This window comes from Arthrobacter sp. H35-D1 (assembly GCF_030063185.1).
Classification (GTDB): Bacteria; Actinomycetota; Actinomycetes; order Actinomycetales; family Micrococcaceae; genus Specibacter.
Genome location: NZ_JASISP010000026.1, coordinates 1 through 17,960, shown reverse-complemented (window position 1 = coordinate 17,960; position 17,960 = coordinate 1). Strand labels below are relative to the sequence as shown.

The window sequence follows — 17,960 nt, the reverse complement described above, 5'->3', positions numbered from 1 at the left end:
CCTGAAGCATTTCGGCTACGACTGTTGGACCGGACGCCTTGCCGGCTAGAAGTCAGTCATGCAGTGCGGCGCTTCGGCCGCGGCGAACATGGCGTCAAACCGTGCCACGGCCCGAGGGCTGTCCTCGCGGATCCGGCCTGCCTTTTGCAGGGTCCGGGCGCTGACACCGCCCAGGTAGAGGCTGGAGAGTTCGCTGACGCCCATGCTGAGTTCGGATTCCACGGAGCCGTCTTCCGGGCAGCGCGTGACAGTGGCCTTGCCGTGCACCACCGCAATCTTGAAGATGCCCGACGCGTGCCCGAGGGGATCGCCGACATGGATGGTGAGGGTGCCGTCCGCCGGGTATTCGCGGGCGGCCAAGGCCCCTGGGGTGTCAAGGATGCGCAGCCACAGGTGGTCCTCGGTGACTGTGCGCTTGTAGAGCCGCTTGGCCGCCATGGCCCACTCGAGCGGATCCACCACGGGAGCCGAGTCCCAGATGATCACATCGATCAAATCCAGCGAGCCAAGATAGTTCCACAGCGCAAGGTACGCTGCATCGTTGACGGCCAGGAAGTCGACAATATCCACGGTGGAGCGTGCCTTTTCCTGGCGCGGCCGGTACGTGACGTAGCCGTCCACGGCTCCGGAGGCGTCATAGTGCAGCGCCGCCCGGATGTTCTTCATGGGTTCGGACCGGCCGTAGGTGGGCTCCCCCGACGCCGAAAGCCTGTACATGTCCTGCCGGCCAATGGACCCGTACGTGGTGGCGTGGACGCGCGCAAAGATCTCATTGTGAAGGTCGCGCACCACCCCGACGTCGGCGATTTCCACCACACCCTGCGAGGCGGCCGCCGACACGATGAATTCCAGTCCGCCCTTGACCGTGACTTCGATGTTGCTGCTGTCGGTCGCCACGCCAAAACCAAAGCGGCCGTAAATGGTCGCTTCCGACGCCGTCAGTGCGGCAATGGGGATTCCGGCGGCTTTGGCCTGGGCCAGGTCGGAGCCCATCATGGCCCTCAACAAGCCACGACGGCGGTGGCTTGGACGCACTGTCACCGCGGTGATCTGGTGGACGGGAAGCAGTGTCCCTGCTCCGACGTTCAGGTTCTTGCGGTGGTAGGCGTAGGTGGCGACGGGATAGTCGGGGCCCCAGGCTCCCTCCGGGGCAGTGGCGTCGATGAGGTACGCACCCGTGGCCATCTGCCCGTCAACCTCAGTGGAGGCAGCGTACTTGCTTATCTCCGCATCGCCAAGCGTATCGCCATGGAAACCCAGGGCAACGGCCTGCATCCACTTCGCCAGTTCCGCACTGGCCTTGCCATCCTCCAGGCGCGACGCGAAGGTCCGCAGCTCGTAGGGGAACGGACGAGACTGGCGGTTGATGCCCGGTTCGTAGCTTTGCGGCATGGGATGCCTTTCTAAAGTCGGTGGGGTGAGTCAGTGGCCGGCGTCGTTCCAGCTGGCGCCCAAGCCCAGCTGGACTTCCAACGGCACCTTGAGTTCGGCCGCAGCACCCATCTGCTCCACCACAAGTTCCTTCACGGCGTCCAGCTCGCCCGGCCACACTTCAAGGATCAATTCATCATGAACCTGCAGCAGCATCCGCGATTTCAGGCCCTTGTCCTTCAGCTCGCCGGCCACCCCAAGCATGGCGTGCTTGATGATGTCCGCCGCGGAACCCTGAATGGGTGAGTTCAGGGCCACTCGCTCGGCCAGTTCACGCAACTGCCGGTCGGCACTTGAGAGATCGGGCAGGTAGCGCCGACGCCCTTCAATCGTGGAGGTGTAGCCGTCGATGCGAGCTTGTTCGACCACGCCGCGCAGGTAGTCGCGGACCCCGCCAAAGCGGTCAAAGTAGTCCTTGACGAGCGTCCTGGCCTCGTCAACGGAGATTTCCAGTTGCTTGGACAAGCCAAAGCTTGTCAGCCCGTAGGCCAGCCCGTAAGACATGGCCTTGACCTTCGAGCGCATGGCCGAGGTGACTTCTTCCGGCGCCACGCCAAAGACGTGGGAGCCGACGTACCTGTGCAGGTCCTCCCCCTCGGCATAGGCCTGGATGAGTCCGGCATCTCCGGAGAGGTGGGCCATGATGCGCATTTCAATTTGCGAGTAGTCGGCGGCCAGCAGGCATTCGTAGCCTTCACTGACCACGAAAATGTCCCTGACGCGGCGCCCCTCCTCCGAACGGATCGGGATGTTTTGCAGGTTCGGGTTGTTCGAGGACAAGCGCCCGGTGGCCGCCACGTTCTGTGCGTAGGTCGTGTGGATTCGCCCATCCTCCGCCACGGACTTCTTCAGCGTCTCCACCATTTGCTTGAGCTTGGAGGCTTCGCGGTGGGCCATCAGCTGGGCGAGGAACTCGTGTCCGGTCTTTTCCAGCAGGGCTTTCAGGGACGCGGCGTCGGTGGTGTAGCCGGTCTTGATCTTCTTTGTTTTGGGCAGCCCGAGCTCTTCAAACAAGACCTCCTGCAACTGTTTGGGCGAACCAAGGTTCACTTCGTGGCCAATCGCCGCGAACGCTGCCTGCTGGGCGGCGTTCATGGCGGCGGTGAAATCGGCCAGCAGGCTGGTCAGGCGGTCCTGTGAGATGGCAATGCCCGTTAGTTCCATCCGGGCCAGCACGGCCGCCAGCGGCAGCTCCATGTCACGCAGCAGCGTGGACGCGCCGCGTTCTTCCAACAGCGGGGCAAAGTGTTCGCTGAGCAGCAGGGCAACATAGCCGCGCTGCACTGCCTCGGCGTGGGAGGCATCCTCGTCCAGCCCCAACTCCAGCTGTCCCGTCGACTCCGAAGCGCCAGTGTCGAAACCGACCTTCAGGTGGACCTGGCTCAGTTCGGCCAGTTCGTAGCTGCGGCGGTCCGGTTGAATGAGATAGCCGGACAGCGAAGTGTCATCCTGCACCCCTTCCAGCCAGAGCCCGCGCACGGCCAACGCCTTCAGCGCCTCCTTGTACTCGTGCACCACCTTGGGCGCCGCGGACACCAGCCAAGCCGCCAGGGTGGATTCCACTTCGGCGTCGGCACTTCGCAGGTCAACGACGACGGCGGAATCGCCGCGGACCAGGGCCACGGCAGTCGCCTCGCGGGCCAGGCCAACCGGCTCGCTCTGTACGTCGACGGCAACAACGGTGCTGCCTTCCACTCCGTCTGCGCCGTCCACGCCGTCCGCGGCCACCCAGTCCCGCAGCTCGGACGCCGCAGCCACCACGCGATGGGCGGGCACCTGGTGGGACTCGCCGGCGTCGGCCGCTTCTTCCTCCGCGCCAAACAGGTCAAAGAGACGCTTGCGCAGCGTGTTGAACTGCAGCGAGTCGAACAGTTCCTCGACGGCCTCGCGGTCCGGCGCCTGCAGAACAGTGTCCTCAATGGCCACCGGCAGGTCCATGTCGCGCAGCAGGTGGTTGAGGCGCCGGTTGCGCTTGACGTCGTCGACATGCGCCCGCAGGGACTCGCCCACCTTGCCGCCGATGGCGTCGAGGTTCTCCAGAACGCCCTCCAGGCCGCCGTACTGGTTGATCCACTTGGCCGCCGTCTTGGGGCCGACGCCGGGCACGCCGGGGAGGTTGTCCGCGGTCTCCCCCACCAGTGCGGCCAGATCCGAATAGCGGTTCGGAGGCACCAGGTACTTCGCTTCGACGGCTGCTGCATCCATGGGCGGGATGTCGGAGATGCCCTTCTTCGGGTACAGCACCGAAACCTTGTCGGTGATCAGCTGGAACGCGTCACGGTCGCCGGAGACCACCAGCACGTCCCAGCCTGCCGCCTCGCCCTGCGTGGAGAGAGTGGCGATGATGTCGTCCGCTTCAAAGCCGTCCACCGAGATGGTGGGAATGCGCATGGCGGCCATGACCTTGATGATGAGGTCGATCTGGCCGTAGAACTCCTCGGGCGTCTTGTTGCGCCCGCCCTTGTATTCAGTGTACTCCAGCGAACGGAAGGTGGGGGTGTCCAGGTCGAAGGCGACCACCACGTGGGTGGGTTTTTGCTGCCGGATCATGGTCAGCAGCATGGCCGTGAAACCGTGGACTGCGTTGGTGTACTGGCCGGAATCCGTCACGAACTTGTCCGCAGGCATCGCATAGAAGGCGCGGAAGGCCATGGAGTGCCCGTCGAGCACCAGCAGTCGCGGGGATTGCCCGTCGGGCACCCCGGTGCCTGGGGTGGTTGCAGCAGTGGTCTGGGGGGCCGTCTTGGCAGATTCGCTCACAAGTGCCAGCCTAGTCATCATGGACGACAATTACACACCGCATCCCCTTTCCAACGAGCTCCTGGCAGCAGGGGTCCCCACCGAGTACCACGGCCTGTTGGGTCGACACGGAGTGGGTTCCCTCGTGGCTAAGATGGGCATCGTTTTCACCCGGATGACCACGGAGTCCATGGTTGCCACCATGCCGGTTGAGGGAAACACCCAAGTGACAGGCCTGCTGCACGGCGGCGCGCACGTGGTGCTGGCGGAAACACTGGGCTCCTTTGCCGCCTACTTCCATGCCGGGCCGGACTTCCGCGTGGCCGGGATAGAGATCAACGCCACACACCACCGGGGCATCACCGACGGACTCGTGACAGGCACGGCCACCCCCGTCCACCTGGGGCGCACACTGGCCACCCATGAAGTGGTCATGACCGACGCGGAGGGCCGGCGCCTGTCCACCTGCCGCATCACCAACATGATCATGGCGCGCTGACCGCCCAAGCCCCGTGGTTCGCCCGCTTCGTTAAAAAACGACGCCGGGCACTTCCCCTGCCGCAGTGGCGGAAGGGGAAGTGCCCGGCATCGTGCGTTGACCCCCGTGCGTTGACACAAGATTTAGGCAGCCTGTGCCTAGAACAAGGAGCCCACGATCTGCCCCGCGGCCGAGCTGAAGGCCGGGACGATCAAGACAATGGCGCTGGCCACGGCTAGGATGCAGAAGCCGAAGCACACAATGGATCCCCACTTGGCGGCGTGGTTGACGCGGCCGTCGTCGTCGCCACTGACGGCCGTCAAACGGACTCCCAACGAGTACATTGTCACCACAAAACCGGCACCCACAAGCGTGGTGATCGCCACGATGACAAATCCAAACCAGTCAATCATTTCTCCCCCTTGTTGAAGCCCGCTTCGGCGTCGGCTTTGTAACCGGCGTCGGCATTCGGCACTTCCGCGTCCGCAGGGACGGATCCGGGCATCGCTTCGGTTTCCGGCACGGACTTGGGTTGGGGCACGGACTTGGGCTTCGACTTCGGCTTGGACTTGGACTTCGGCGCTCGCGCATCAGTGGCAGCCTTGGTCATGGCTTTGAGCACCGCGGTGTCTGCCCGGTCAAGCGCCGTCTGCGCCACGGCACGGGCGACGGCTGTGTCTGCGGCACGCTTGGCAGCCTTTGCGGCCAGTTTTTCGGCGGCACGGGCCTTGGCGGCCAGCTTGTCGCGTTCCTTCTTACTGGGAATGTGCATGGCCTCGCCCACGGCATCGACGTCGCTGATGGCGTTGTTGTGGTCAACAGTTTCACGCTGGGAGAGGACGAACATGACGATGATGGCGCTCAAGCCAAGCCCGGCAACAATGACAAAGCCGATGGTGCCGGTACGGATCAGCAGTGCGGCGAGGCCACCGACGAGGCCGGCGGCTGGAAGCGTGAACAACCAGGCCAGGCTGATCTTGCCGATCTGCCCCCAGCGGACGGTGGAACCCTTGCGGCCCAGGCCCGAACCCACCACCGAGCCCGAGGCCACGTGGGTGGTGGAGAGCGCAAAGCCCAGGTGGCTGGAGGCCAGAATGGCTGCGGCCGTGCTGGTTTCCGCGGCGAAGCCCTGGGCGGGCTTGACGTCGGTCAGGCCCGAGCCGAGGGTGCGGATGATGCGCCAGCCACCCGCGTAGGTGCCGCCGGCAATGGCCAGGGCGCACGCAGTGATGACCCAAATGTGCGGACCGGTGCCTGCTTGTTGCAGGCCCGAGGCAACAAGCACCAAGGTGATGACACCCATGGTTTTCTGTGCGTCGTTGGTGCCGTGCGCGAGTGCCACAAGCGAGGAGCTAAAGACCTGGCCGCGACGGAAGCCGCCACGTTTCTGGGTGCGCTTGTCTCCGGAATCCGGGTCCGAACGGCGGGTGATGCTGTACGCCAGTTTGGTGCACAGGTACGCAACGAGTCCTGCGATGGCCGGGGCGAGGAGGGCAGGGAGCAGCACCTTGGAGACAACCACCATGAAGTTCACCGCACCGAAGGACCAGGTGCCGACAACCGCTGCACCGATCAGGCCGCCAAAGAGGGCGTGCGAGGAGCTGGATGGCAAGCCCAGCAGCCACGTGAACAAGTTCCACAGCACTGCGCCCATCAACCCGGCAAAGATCATCTGCGGCGTGATGGCCACCCCGTTGGGTCCGCCCTCGTTGATGATGCCGCCGGAGATGGTCTTGGCCACCTCGGTGGAAAGGAACGCTCCCACCAAGTTCAGGATCGCGGCCAAGGCAACAGCTGTTTTGGGTTTGATGGCGCCTGTGGCAATGGGTGTTGCCATGGCATTGGCTGTGTCGTGAAAGCCATTCGTAAAGTCGAAGAAGAGGGCCAGCGCTATAACCAGCACGACCATGAAGGTGAGATCCACCCGCGATCCAATCTAGAGGGGGCAAAAGCGAAGCTTCGAAAAAGTCTAGTCGGATACGCGCGCAGATGGCGCACCTAGCGCCCATGGCACCGGTGCAGTGAAGTTCATGGAGCGGTGGCGAAATCCTACCTCCACGATCTTACGACCATTTTTAGTCTCCTGCTTGCCCCCAGCCCAAAAATCGCCCCGTTCCGACAGTGCCGGGAACCCGCAGTGGCTTGTGCAAGAGGGGCTGGCGTGGCTCGAGCGCAGCATCCCGCCTCCTTGCAACCCTGCTCCCAACCGCAGAAAGGAGTGGAGTGTGAAAAGGAACTCATTAATGATCTCCGTTCCAAGCATGCATTGGAACACCAGCGGCTGCCGGAGATTGCGTGGCCGGCGAAAACCTAGTGGTTGACAGAACTCCAGTGGCTGACGAGGGCGGCCTTGCGGCGGTAGACGGCAAGGAAGGAGGAAATGCGGCGCACCGCTTCCTCAATGTCGTCCGTGGACGGCAGAATCACGAACCTGAAGTGGTCGGGGGTGGGCCAGTGGAAGGCCGTCCCATGCGAGACAAGGATTTTTTGGTCCTGGAGCAGGTCGATGACAAACTTCTCGTCGGATTCGATGGGGTACAGCTCCTGGTCGAGCTTGACGAACAAGTACATGGCGCCGGCCGCCGGCACGCACGACACCCCGGGCAGCGCATTGAGCAGTTCCGAGGCCCTGTCGCGCTGCTCCCGCAGCCGCCCGCCCGGCCCTGTCAGGTCGTTGATGCTCTGGTATCCGCCAAGCGAGGTTTGAATGGCGTGCTGGGCCGGCACGTTGGAACACAGGCGCAATGAGGCAATCAGCTCCAATGCTTCCTTGAACCCGGCCATCGCAGATCGCGGCCCCGACAGTGCAACCCACCCTGCACGGTAGCCTGGCATGCGGTAGGCCTTGGACAGGCCGCTGAACATCAGCATGCAGACGTCGTCGGCCAAGGAGGCCAGGTGGATGTGGGAGCGGCCGTCGTAGATGATCTTTTCGTAGATCTCATCCGCGAAGAGCACCAGGTCGTGCCTGCGGGCCAGTTCCACAAACTGCTCCAGGATGGCGCGGGGGTAGACGGCACCTGTGGGGTTGTTGGGGTTGATAATGACGATGGCACGCGTTTTCGGCGTGATTTTTGCTTCCACGTCCGCCATGTCCGGCCACCACTGGTTGTCTTCGTCGCACAGGTAGTGGACGGGGACTCCGCCGGTCAGGGTCACCGTCGCTGTCCACAACGGGTAGTCGGGGGCCGGGATGAGGACTTCGTCGCCGTTCTCCAAAAAGGCCTGCAACGTCATGGAGATCAGTTCGCTGACACCGTTGCCAACAAAAATGTCGTCCACGCCAATTTTGCGCAGGCCCTTGGTTTGGTAGTACTGGGAAATGGCGGTTCTGGCGGAGAAGATGCCTTTGGAGTCGCTGTAGCCTTGCGCCCCGCGGAGGTGGTGGATCATGTCCACCACGATGGACTCCGGCGCCTCCAAGCCAAACGGTGCGGTGTCGCCCAAGTTCATCCGCAAAATGCGGTGGCCCTCGGCCTCCATCTTTTGGGCCGCATGCAGTATGGGACCGCGAAGTTCGTATCGTACATTGGCTAGCTTGCTGGAGTGTTGCATAGGGCGCATACATTCCATTTTCACATAGGTCCCGGCGCAATTGGCCGAGCCCTCCACTTCGCGCCGAAAAAATCCCCTGCACGTCTACAGCGTGGGGAGGAGTTCCTCCTTGACCTGCTTGCGCAGGATTTTGCCGAGCATGGAACGGGGCATGTCTTGAACTTGAACAATCCGGGCCGGCACTTTGTAGCCTGTCATGCGTTCCCGGCACCAGGCCCGCAACGCCGCTTCGTCAAGATCCGTCCCGGCTTCGAGGACGACGGCGGCAACCACCTTTTCCCCGCCCCGCTCCAAGGCCTTGCCAAAGACCGCAACGTCGGCCACGCCGTCGTGCGTTCCCAGAATGGCCTCCACTTCCGAGGGCGACACATTGAAGCCTCCGGTGATGACAAGTTCCTTCAGCCTGTCCACGATGGTGGTGAAGCCGTCGGGGTCCACCGTGACGATGTCGCCGGTGCGCAGCCAACCGTCCTCCGTCAAGGCCTTGCCGGTTTCTTCCGGGTTGTTCCAATAGCCCTGGAAGATCTGCGGACCCTTCAACAGCAACTCGCCCGGCTCCCCCGGTGCCACTTCCGTCCCGGAACCCTCCAGCCCGGAGTCTTCAAGTCCCACCACTTTCATCAGGGTGGAAGGGAACGGCACTCCGATGGTGCCGTTGCGCCGGCCCGGATTGAAAGGATTGCCGAGCGCCACGGGCGAGGATTCCGTCATGCCGTAGCCCTCCACCAGCAAGCCGCCGGAGACCGATTCCCACAGTTCCACCACGTGGTCGGGGAGGTTCATGGCCCCGGAAATGCAGTATTTGCAGGACCGCAGCGAGACTCCCTTTTCCTTCGCGGCAAGGGCCGTGCGTTCGTAGATGGGAGGCACGGCGCAATACACCGTGGCAGGTGACTTCTTCATGGCAGCCAACACCAAATCGGTGTCGAACTTGGGAAAGAGCACCAGGAGGCCCTGCTTGCGGATGCCAAAAGTCAGGTACAAGGTCATGCCGAAGGCGTGGAACATGGGCAGGATGGCGTAGAGAATCTCCTTGCGTTCCTGGGCCCCGTGCATCCACGCCTCTCCTTGGAGTGCGTTGGAATACAGGTTGAAGTGGGTCAGCATGGCGCCTTTGGGCTGGCCGGTGGTGCCGGAGGTGTAGCCAATCACGGCAAGGTCGTGAACTCCGGGGCGCGGGTGCGCGGCATCGATCCGGCCCCCTGCCAACAGCTGCTTCCACGGCATGGCGTCCGGCGCTGGCCCGGTCAGCGCAGTCCGGGTCTCGCGCATCTTCCGCAGCGGCAACCCGAGCGCCAGGCGCTTCACGGCGGGGAACGCCTCAAGCAGGTTTACGGCCACCAGATGAACGGGGCGCTCCTCGGCGGGAAATTTCTGCAGTGCCGCCACGGATTTGTCCCAGGCGATGGCCACCCGGGCTCCATGGTCCAGGAATTGGTGCCGAAGCTCGCCTGTTGTGTAGAGCGGGTTGTGTTCAACCACCACGGCGCCCAGCCGCAGCACGGCGTAAAAAGCCACCACGTGCTGGGGGCAGTTGGGCAGGATGAGGGCCACCCTGTCCCCTGCCTTGACACCCAGGTGGCGCAGTCCTTCGGCAGCCTGCGCCACCTGTTCACCCAATTCGCGATAGCTCGTGCGTCGGCCAAAGAACTCCAAGGCAGGGTGCCCGCCCGCTTCCGCCACCGAACGCTCAAACATTTCCACCAGCGATTCACCGGGCAACTCAATCTCGGCGGGGACGCCTGGCTGGTAGTTCTTTGCCCACGGCTGTGGTGCGGACTGAAAATGTGCTGGAGTGGCCATGCCAACCATCTTGCCGCCGGGGCCGTTGGGTGTCGAGCCGGGTCCTGCGGTGTTGAATGGACAGGACGAACCGAGAGCGAACTTTTGCGCCGTGTGCTGTTGGATTTCTCACAAACACGGCGTTCGCCGCTCCCATAGCACAGGCCCGGCAGGCACGGGGACGGACGGAAATTGATAAGCTGAACAGTCGGGCCTTCCGCCAAAGCGGAAACGTCCCGCACACACTCCCATCCCCCCAAAGGAGAACTGCGCCTCAATGACATCCGTGGCCACTGAATCACTGCGTGAACAGCTGTGGAATCGCCGTTACGACGAGAACATTGCCCCCATCACCGAGCTGTGCGACACCTTGGCGGAAGCCAAGCCCGCACAGGAGGTGGCCTACGTGGATCCGGTTCACGATGTTGATGAGTGCAAGATCATCAGCCTGTTCTCCAATGTTGGTGAAATGGACCCTTCCGGTTTCATTACGGCAGGCGACGAGCAGGCAGCCACCCGCCTGCTCGGCATCCACTGGCAGCTGGGCCTGCGTCCCAGCTACGTCATGCCGTGGAACGTCCATCCCTGGTTTACCCCGGGCGAACCCAACGGACGCCTCAGTGCACCGCAGATCGAAGCGGGCCTGCGTCCGCTGGTCAAGTTCCTCACCATGGTCCCGCGCGCCTCCGCCCTTGTAGCCCACGGCACCGAGGCGCACCGCCTGGCCGACCAGCTCCTCAAGGCCCAAGGGCCCATGCTGTACAAGCGCGGCTTCGGCATCTACAAGGTCCGTTCGCTGTCCGGGCGCAGCTTTGCCGGATCCGCCGAGCGTCAGGAGCAGTGGCTCAATGAATCGACCAAGGCCTACGCGGAGTCCATGACCCGCAACGGCATTCTGGTCAAGGGCCGCTAGCCTTTTCCAAAGCCCCCCCATAATCTATGACGCACTTGTTGGACCGAAAACGCCGAAAATGGGTGCAATCGGTCCAACAAGTGCGTCATAGATCTTTAAGGACGACGGCGGCCCCGTGCCATCCGCTGTTTCGTCCAGCTACGCTGGTGCCATGGGTGGGACAGGGACCTTGAAGCCGCACCGGCAGCACCCCGGCCGGATCCGGACCATCCCTGCCTTGCTCTTGGTCCCGCTCGTGCTCCTGGTCTTGGTCTTGACGGCATGCCGGGCGCCAAACCCTGCACCACCCGATCAGAGCTCCAGTGCCACAAGCGACTTCGTCACGGGCCTTGCCGCGCCATGGTCCATGGTTGCCCTGGCCGACAACAGCTTGCTTGTCAGCGAACGGGATTCGGGGCAGGTGCTGGAGGTTTCCCCGGCGGGCACCAAGCGAGTTGTTGGCACGGTGCCCGGGGTGCTCCACCAGGGCGAGGGCGGGTTGCTGGGTCTGGCTGTCCGGCTGGATGGTTGCCAAGGCAACCCCGCACCCGACACCGGCTGCATCACCGTCTACGCGTACCTGACCACTGCGTCAGACAACCGGATACTGCGCATGCCGCTGCGGGGCATTTCCGGGGCACGGTCGCTGGGCGCGGCCACCGTCGTCCTGGATGGAATCCCCAAGGCCGCCAACCACAATGGCGGCCGCCTCGCCTTTGGGCCCGACGGCATGCTCTATGCCACCACCGGCGATGCCGGAAAACGGAACGCCGCACAGGACCCCAAATCGCTCTCCGGCAAGATCCTGCGCCTGCAACCCGACGGTGGGATCCCGGCGGACAACCCGTTTCCAGGCAGTCCCGTGTGGACGCTGGGGCACCGCAACGCGCAGGGCCTTGCCTGGGACGACACAGGGCGCATGTGGGCCTCGGAGTTTGGCCAAAACACGTGGGACGAGCTCAATGAGATCGTCGCAGGCGCGAACTACGGTTGGCCGGTCGTTGAAGGAATCGGCAAGGATTCACGCTTCCGCAACCCTGTCCTGACGTGGTCCACGGCCGAGGCCAGCCCCAGCGGCATCGCCATTGACGGGACCACCCTGTACATGGCGGCCCTGCGCGGGGAACGCCTCTGGGTGGTTGATCTGGAGGAGGCGCCCAGCGCCCGCGCAATCCTGGTCGGTGAGTTGGGCCGACTCCGAGATGTCATGTTGACGCACGACGGCCGCCTGCAGGTCCTGACGAACAATACAGACGGCCGTGGCGACCCCATGCCCGGCGACGACAAGGTCATCGACGTCGCCCGATAGTCCCGGCTCCGCCACCTCGGGCTCCGCTACCCGTGTGTCAGCCCAGGTGCGGTGCCACCAGCTCGGCGTAACGCTCCTTGACGGTGTCCACCACGTCGGCGTAGGGCAGGGCCCAGATGTCTTCGTTGAAGATCTCCACTTCGACGACGCCGTTGTAGCCCGCCTCGGCGACCCAGCTTCCGATGGTGGCGAAGTCGATGACGCCGTCGCCCATGAAACCGCGGGACAGCAGCGCATCACTGGCGATGGGAAGGTTGAAGTCGCACACCTGGTAGGAGGCGATGCGACCTTCGGCACCAGCGCGGGCGATCTGTTCGTGCAGGGACGGATCCCACCAGACGTGGAACGTGTCCACCACGACGCCGACAGCTTCAGCCGGGTGCGGGGCGGCCAAATCCAGTGCCTGGCCCAGGGTTGAGAGCACGGCGCGGTCGGCTGCGTACATCGGGTGCAGCGGCTCAAGCACCAGGCGGACGCCGTGCTCGAGGGCAAACGGCGCCAACTCGGCAAGGCGATCTGCCACGCGTTGGCGGGCAAGGACAAGGTCCTTGCCGCCTGCCACGGCCGTGGCTTGGCCGCCGCCGTCCACAGCCCCCGGTGAAACACTGAAGTCCGGAAGTCCGCCCACCACCATGATGATCTCGGTGGTGCCCAGCGCCTTGGCTTCAAGGATGGCCGCCTGGTTGTCAGCAAGGGCCGCAGCCTGGCCGGGGCCGTCGGCCGCGGTCAGGAATCCGCCGCGGCACAGGCTCGAGACGCTCAACCCGGAGGCCCGGACCATCTCGACTGCCGTGTCCAGGCCAACCTCGGCCACTTTGTCGCGCCACAAGCCAATGTGTTGCAGGCCGGCGGCAACGCTGAGCTCAAGGGCTTCGGCAAGCGACGCCTTTTTGATGGTGGCGGTATTGATGGAGAGCTTGTCGAACGTGCTCACGCATTCGCTCCTTCCGTGACGGTGACAGCCGAGTCGACGCCGGCAGCGTTCAGGAAACACGCCATCCGCTCTGCAGCAAGTGCCGGATCCAGCAGCAGTCCGGCCGTGTTGGCCAGACGGAACAGCTTCACCAAGTGGTTGAGGTCGCGGCCCGCATGCAGACCGCCGACCATTTGGAATCCCGCCTGGTAGCCGTTGAGCCAGGCGAGGAACGCAATGCCCGTCTTGTAGTAGTACGTCGGCGCCTCGAAGATGTGCAGGCCCAGGTCCCGGGTGGAGTCCAGGATGGCCCGCGCCTCGGCGGGGCGCCCGGCGTCGTACTCCTGCAGTGCCGTGCTGGCGGCCGGGGCGATCGCTGCAAAGATGCCCAGCAGCGCGTCCGAGTAGCGTTCGCCGTCGCCGTCGATCAGTTCCGGGTAGTTGAAGTCGTCGCCCGTATAGAGCCGCACGCCCTCCGGGAGGTTCGCCCGCAGCGCCACTTCGTGTGCGGCGTCGAGAAGTGAAACTTTCACGCCGTCGACCTTCCCGGCGTGGGATTCGATGAGTTGGCTGAATGTGGCGGTGGCCGCTTCCACGTCGTCGCTGCCCCAATAGCCTGCCAGGGCGGGGTCGAACATGGTGCCCAGCCAGTGCAGGACAACGGGCTCCTTGACCTCGGACAGCAACGTGCCGTAGATGGACAGGTAGTCCTCGGGGCCGGAGGCAACCTTGGCCAAGGCGCGCGAGGCCATGAGGATCACCTTTGCCCCTGACGCCTCGACCACGGCGAGCTGCTCGCGGTAGGCGGCCAGCACGGCCTGGAGCCCGGCGGCACCGGGTTCGACGTCGGCCGGATTCAGTTGGTCCGTTCCGGCTCCGCAGGCCAGCAGGTCGCGCACCGTGCGCTCCGTGGTCGCGATAAGCGCGGCCTCGGCAGCACTGCGGTTGATCAGTTCCTGCGTGGCGGCCCAGTCCAGCCCCATGCCGCGCTGTGCAGTATCCATGGCGTCGGCAATGCCCACACCCCAGCTCCACAGTTCACGGCGGAACGCCAGGGTCGCGTCCCAGTCGATGTCGGCTGGGGCGCCGGGGACGTTGTTTCCCAGCACCTTGGGAGTGACGTGTGCTGCCGCGTACACCTTCCGGGAGCGAATCAACTCGGTCGGTTTGCGCCACGGACCGGTTGCGTTCAAGGTGAGCGCTTCAAGCTCCCCAGTGGGCAGCGGAAGCGTCAGCGTGACCGACGTGTTGGTGTTGGCCGATGTGTTCGCCATGGCTACAGCTCGATTTCCGGGATGTCCAGGGTGCGGCGCTCGTCGGAGGACTGCAGGCCCAGCTCGGCCAGCTGCACGCCGCGGGCTGCAGAGAGCAGGCCAAAGCGGTGTTCGCGGCCGGCGACCACGTCGCGCAGGAATTCTTCCCACTGCAACTTGAAACCGTTGTCCAAATCGGCGTTGGCGGGCACTTCCTGCCACTGTGCGCGGAAGGATTCGGTGACGGGCAGATCCGGGTTCCAGACGGGCTTGGGCGTGTGGGCGCGCTGCTGGGCAACGCACTTGTTCAGTCCGGCAACGGCTGAACCGTGGGTGCCGTCGATCTGGAATTCCACCAGCTCGTCGCGGTAGACGCGCACGGCCCAGGAGGAGTTGATCTGGGCGATGACGTCGTCGCCTCCCGGAGTTTCAAGTTCGAAGATGCCGTAAGCGGCGTCGTCGGCCGTGGCCTTGTATTCCTTGCCAGCCTCGTCCCAGCGGGCGGGGATGTGCGTGGCGGTCTTGGCGTTGACGGTCTTGACCTTGCCAATGATGCCTTCGAGGACGTAGTTCCAGTGGCAGAACATGTCGGTGGTCATGCCGCCGCCGTCTTCCTTGCGGTAGTTCCAGGAGGGACGCTGTGCTGCTTGGTGGTCGCCCTCGAACACCCAGTAGCCGAATTCGCCGCGGATGGAGAGGATGCGGCCAAAGAAGCCTTCATCCACCAAGCGGCGCAGCTTCACCAGGCCGGGCAGGTAGAGCTTGTCGTGCACAACGCCTGCCGTGATGCCGGCTTCTTGGCCGATGCGGGCCAGTTCAATGGCTTCCTCAAGGGTTTCGGCCGTGGGCTTTTCGGTGAAGATGTGCTTGCCGTTGGCCATGGCCTTCTTCAAGGTTGCGGCGCGCAGGCTGGTCATGGAGGCGTCAAAAACGACGTCGACCGTGGGGTCTGCGATGATCGCGTCCAGGTCGGTGGTCCAGTGCTCAACGTTGTGCAGCTCGGCAAGCTCGCGCACCTTGGCCTCGTTGCGGCCAACCAGGATCGGTTCGATGGCCACCTTGGTGCCATCTTCCAGGGTCAGCCCGCTGTCGCGCAGCGGGAGGATGGAACGCAGCAGGTGCTGGCGGTAGCCCATGCGGCCGGTGATGCCGTTCATGGCGATGCGGATGACCTTCTTGCCGCCGGCGGCGTTGCCGGTAGTTGCGGCTTGTGCCGCCGTTCCTTCGTTGGAAGCTGTAAGAGTCACTGTTTTCTCCTGGAAGTGGTGGTCGTCAGGTACCGGAATCCCGGCGTGGCCTAAACTTTGGAAAGCGCTTTCCAATATATGCTGAAGTCATTCGCGGGTCAAGGGCCCTTCCTGATCCAGGCAACATTCTTTCGGCAATTCTTCCTACAGCTCTCCAGACAGTTTTCTGGATAGTTACCCAGGCCAGGAGGCTTCAGTGTCCGTCAAGCTCACCGAGGTGGCACGCCTCGCCGGCGTGTCGCTGGCAACCGCGTCACGAGTCCTCAACGGCTCCAACAGGACCCCGGCGCCCATCATTGCCGAGCGTGTCAGGGCCGCCGCGGAGGAACTGGGCTATGTGCCCAACGCCCAGGCGCAGGCGCTGGCCCGCTCCACCACGGGCTTGGTGGGGCTGGTGGTCCACGACATTGCCGACCCTTATTTTTCCGCCATTGCCCACGGCGTGCAGCAAGCCGCACTCGGCTCCGGCCACCAAGTGCTTTTGGCGGGAACGGACATCGAAGGTGACGCGGGCTCCCCCGGCGGGGCTGAACTTGCCGCTGTCAATGCCTTCATTTCCTATCGCACCGATGCCATCATTTTGGCTGCTTCGCGGCTCCTGCACGAGGATCCCCGGCTGATTAAGGCCTTGGCGCAATACACCACGCACGGCGGCCGGGTGGTGACCCTCGGTGTTTCATCCATCCTGGATGCCCAAGTTGTCAGGGTAGGCAATTACGAAGGTGCGGTGGCACTGGTTGCGGCTCTTTTGCAACGAGGCATCCGCCGCTTCGTTGTTCTTGCCGGACCCCACGAGCGGAATACGGCAAGAATCCGCGTCCAAGGCTTCACCGAGACCCTCGCATCGGCTGGACTTGAGCCGCTGGCTGTTGTGCAGGGCGTCTTTACCAGCCAAGGCGGTTATGACTCGACGCTTGAGTTTCTGGATTCCTTGGGGGGCTCGGACTCCATGGGTGGCGGGACAGGCCCGGCGTCCGCGCTGGGGCCCGAGGATGGCGCCCCGCTCTGCATACTGGCCGCCAACGACGTCATGGCGCTGGGTTCCATGGCAGCGTTGCGGTCCCGAGGCCTACGAATTCCGCAGGACGTGCAGGTGGCGGGCTTCGATGACATTCCCACCCTGCGCGACCACTTTCCCGGTTTGACCACATACCGGCTTCCACTTGAAGAAATTGGTCGGTTGGCGGCGAAGATGGCTCTGTCTCCATTGGTCAAGCTGCCTGCCAGCGTGACGGGTTCCGTAGTGCTGCGCGAGAGTGCCGGCGGCGTCGCGCAACACGATTAGCCTGCGCGGATTCCATCCATCCAGACCCGAATGGAGGCCGTCAGCACAGCCAGTGGCAATGCATGGGCAACGCAGGAGAATTCTGGGGCATAATCACAGCATGACTACTGAAGAGCACCCTGGTGAAAACATGTCCGTCGACGATGCATGGCGATTTCTGGAACATACCCGTTTCGGACGATTGGCGCTGAGCGTTGGCAACAAACCGGACATCTTCCCCATCAACTTCCTTGCCCATGACCGCAAGTTGTTGATGCGCACGAACCCAGGGACAAAGCTGGCCGAACTGACCATCAACGATTCTGTGGCTTTTGAGATCGACGGACTGGAAGAAGACGAGGCCTGGAGTGTGGTCGTCAAGGGAGCGGCCAGAGTCCTGGAATCACAGTCGGAAATCGATGCGGTGAGCGAGCTTCCCCTCTCCCCTTGGTTGCAAACGCTCAAATATACTTTTGTGGAGATTGTTCCCACGAGCGTTCGAGGCATCCGCTTCCAGCTGGGCACTGAGCCCGAGCGCTACTAGAGAATCAGCGGTCGCTACTTGGGGAGGCCGAGGGTGGGGTTTTCGAGTCCTCGTTGGATGAGGTTGTCCCAGTGCATGGTGTTGAATTCCGGGTCGTCTGGGAAGGTGCCTGGGGGTGGTTCAGGGAGTTGCTGTGCGGTGTGGGTTCCTTCGCAGTCGCATCCGTAGTCGCAGTCGTATCTGCAGTCGTCTTCGAAGTCACAGTCTTGGCCGTGTTCTTCGGTGAAGGCGGCGCGTGCCGGGTTGTGCTGGGTGTTCTGCTGGTGCTGGGGGTTTTGTGGGTCGGGGCGTGCTGGGTTGAGGTTTTCAGTGAGGCGTTTTTTGAGCCATTTGGGGTAGGCCGGGGCGTGGATTTCGGCTGTTTCGGGCGGGTAGTAGCGTCCGCGGGGCGAGGTCCAGGCCACGCCGTTCTGTGCTGTCATTGAGGGGGTCCAGCCGCGCAGGCGTACTGCGGCTCGTTCCGGGCTCTGATCCAGGCGGCAGTCCCCGGTGCGGGTTCTGTCGTCCTTGAAGTGCTTCAGGAGGTGATGGGCGCGGCACAGGATTTCCAGGT

Annotated in this window: 15 protein-coding genes; 6 read left to right on the top strand and 9 right to left on the bottom strand. The window is 63.7% G+C overall.

From position 1 onward, the window contains the following. Positions 1-45 precede the first annotated feature (45 nt). Complete coding sequence (locus QMG25_RS17945; protein ID WP_283462430.1) at positions 46-1,392, bottom strand: GNAT family N-acetyltransferase; 1,347 nt, start codon at positions 1,390-1,392, stop codon at positions 46-48. A 30-nt stretch (positions 1,393-1,422) separates the two neighbouring features. Beyond that, positions 1,423-4,209 carry a DNA polymerase I gene (gene polA, locus QMG25_RS17940; protein ID WP_502866443.1) on the bottom strand — a complete coding sequence of 929 codons (2,787 nt, stop codon included), beginning with the start codon at positions 4,207-4,209 and terminating at the stop codon, positions 1,423-1,425. Between the two features lies 1 nt (position 4,210). On the opposite strand from polA, the gene QMG25_RS17935 reads away from it, so the two are divergent. Then, the gene (locus QMG25_RS17935; protein ID WP_283462429.1) at positions 4,211-4,669 is read left to right on the top strand and encodes a hotdog fold thioesterase; all 459 of its coding nucleotides are present in this window, start codon (positions 4,211-4,213) and stop codon (positions 4,667-4,669) included. A gap of 137 nt (positions 4,670-4,806) precedes the next feature. Here the strand turns inward: QMG25_RS17935 and QMG25_RS17930 are convergent, their stop codons facing one another. From QMG25_RS17930 to QMG25_RS17915, 4 genes are all read right to left on the bottom strand, one after another. Continuing rightward, entirely contained in the window at positions 4,807-5,061 is a 255-nt protein-coding gene (locus QMG25_RS17930) for a hypothetical protein (RefSeq protein ID WP_283462428.1), read from the bottom strand. Continuing rightward, the gene (locus QMG25_RS17925; protein ID WP_283462427.1) at positions 5,058-6,572 is read right to left on the bottom strand and encodes an inorganic phosphate transporter; all 1,515 of its coding nucleotides are present in this window, start codon (positions 6,570-6,572) and stop codon (positions 5,058-5,060) included. Before QMG25_RS17925 ends, QMG25_RS17930 begins: the two co-directional genes overlap by 4 nt. Before the next feature lie 386 nt (positions 6,573-6,958). Beyond that, complete coding sequence (locus QMG25_RS17920) at positions 6,959-8,212, bottom strand: pyridoxal phosphate-dependent aminotransferase (protein WP_283462426.1); 1,254 nt, start codon at positions 8,210-8,212, stop codon at positions 6,959-6,961. Positions 8,213-8,287: 75 nt separating this feature from the next. Next, positions 8,288-10,006: a long-chain-fatty-acid--CoA ligase gene (locus tag QMG25_RS17915; RefSeq protein ID WP_283462425.1), complete on the bottom strand. Its 1,719-nt coding sequence runs from the start codon at positions 10,004-10,006 to the stop codon at positions 8,288-8,290. Positions 10,007-10,262: 256 nt separating this feature from the next. On the opposite strand from QMG25_RS17915, the gene QMG25_RS17910 reads away from it, so the two are divergent. Further along, complete coding sequence (locus tag QMG25_RS17910) at positions 10,263-10,898, top strand: uracil-DNA glycosylase family protein (RefSeq protein ID WP_283462424.1); 636 nt, start codon at positions 10,263-10,265, stop codon at positions 10,896-10,898. A gap of 151 nt (positions 10,899-11,049) precedes the next feature. Further along, entirely contained in the window at positions 11,050-12,186 is a 1,137-nt protein-coding gene (locus QMG25_RS17905; protein ID WP_283462423.1) for a PQQ-dependent sugar dehydrogenase, read from the top strand. A gap of 37 nt (positions 12,187-12,223) precedes the next feature. On the opposite strand, the gene QMG25_RS17900 is transcribed toward QMG25_RS17905, so the two are convergent. Genes QMG25_RS17900 through QMG25_RS17890 form a run of 3 tightly spaced genes read right to left on the bottom strand, consistent with a single transcriptional unit; the run spans position 12,224 to position 15,509 of the window. Further along, the gene (locus QMG25_RS17900; RefSeq protein ID WP_283462422.1) at positions 12,224-13,120 is read right to left on the bottom strand and encodes a sugar phosphate isomerase/epimerase family protein; all 897 of its coding nucleotides are present in this window, start codon (positions 13,118-13,120) and stop codon (positions 12,224-12,226) included. Beyond that, on the bottom strand, positions 13,117-14,373 hold the full coding sequence (locus tag QMG25_RS17895) for a dihydrodipicolinate synthase family protein (RefSeq protein ID WP_283462421.1): 1,257 nt from the start codon (positions 14,371-14,373) through the stop codon (positions 13,117-13,119). The genes QMG25_RS17900 and QMG25_RS17895 overlap by 4 nt, the downstream gene beginning before the upstream one ends. 2 nt (positions 14,374-14,375) lie before the next feature. Then, positions 14,376-15,509 carry a Gfo/Idh/MocA family protein gene (locus QMG25_RS17890; protein WP_283462462.1) on the bottom strand — a complete coding sequence of 378 codons (1,134 nt, stop codon included), beginning with the start codon at positions 15,507-15,509 and terminating at the stop codon, positions 14,376-14,378. A 286-nt stretch (positions 15,510-15,795) separates the two neighbouring features. Here QMG25_RS17890 and QMG25_RS17885 point away from each other — a divergent pair, with 286 nt between their 5' ends. From QMG25_RS17885 to QMG25_RS20640, 3 genes are all read left to right on the top strand, one after another. Further along, entirely contained in the window at positions 15,796-16,884 is a 1,089-nt protein-coding gene (locus tag QMG25_RS17885) for a LacI family DNA-binding transcriptional regulator (RefSeq protein WP_283462420.1), read from the top strand. Positions 16,885-16,984: 100 nt separating this feature from the next. After that, positions 16,985-17,407 (top strand): pyridoxamine 5'-phosphate oxidase family protein, encoded by a 423-nt coding sequence (locus QMG25_RS17880; RefSeq protein WP_283462419.1) that lies wholly within the window; start codon positions 16,985-16,987, stop codon positions 17,405-17,407. 57 nt (positions 17,408-17,464) lie between these two features. Then, positions 17,465-17,575, top strand: a complete 111-nt coding sequence (locus tag QMG25_RS20640; RefSeq protein WP_502866441.1) for a hypothetical protein — start codon at positions 17,465-17,467, stop codon at positions 17,573-17,575. Positions 17,576-17,960 lie beyond the last annotated feature (385 nt).

What these genes read in the sequence shown, in the direction of transcription:
- QMG25_RS17945 (WP_283462430.1), bottom strand. Translation starts at nt 1,392, where the DNA reads ATGCCGCAAAGCTACGAACCGGGCATCAACCGCCAGTCTCGTCCGTTC.
- polA (WP_502866443.1), bottom strand. Translation starts at nt 4,209, where the DNA reads ATGACTAGGCTGGCACTTGTGAGCGAATCTGCCAAGACGGCCCCCCAG.
- QMG25_RS17935 (WP_283462429.1), top strand. Translation starts at nt 4,211, where the DNA reads ATGGACGACAATTACACACCGCATCCCCTTTCCAACGAGCTCCTGGCA.
- QMG25_RS17930 (WP_283462428.1), bottom strand. Translation starts at nt 5,061, where the DNA reads ATGATTGACTGGTTTGGATTTGTCATCGTGGCGATCACCACGCTTGTG.
- QMG25_RS17920 (WP_283462426.1), bottom strand. Translation starts at nt 8,212, where the DNA reads ATGCGCCCTATGCAACACTCCAGCAAGCTAGCCAATGTACGATACGAA.
- QMG25_RS17915 (WP_283462425.1), bottom strand. Translation starts at nt 10,006, where the DNA reads ATGGCCACTCCAGCACATTTTCAGTCCGCACCACAGCCGTGGGCAAAG.
- QMG25_RS17910 (WP_283462424.1), top strand. Translation starts at nt 10,263, where the DNA reads ATGACATCCGTGGCCACTGAATCACTGCGTGAACAGCTGTGGAATCGC.
- QMG25_RS17905 (WP_283462423.1), top strand. Translation starts at nt 11,050, where the DNA reads ATGGGTGGGACAGGGACCTTGAAGCCGCACCGGCAGCACCCCGGCCGG.
- QMG25_RS17895 (WP_283462421.1), bottom strand. Translation starts at nt 14,373, where the DNA reads ATGGCGAACACATCGGCCAACACCAACACGTCGGTCACGCTGACGCTT.
- QMG25_RS17890 (WP_283462462.1), bottom strand. Translation starts at nt 15,509, where the DNA reads ATGAACGGCATCACCGGCCGCATGGGCTACCGCCAGCACCTGCTGCGT.
- QMG25_RS17880 (WP_283462419.1), top strand. Translation starts at nt 16,985, where the DNA reads ATGACTACTGAAGAGCACCCTGGTGAAAACATGTCCGTCGACGATGCA.
- QMG25_RS20640 (WP_502866441.1), top strand. Translation starts at nt 17,465, where the DNA reads ATGAGGTTGTCCCAGTGCATGGTGTTGAATTCCGGGTCGTCTGGGAAG.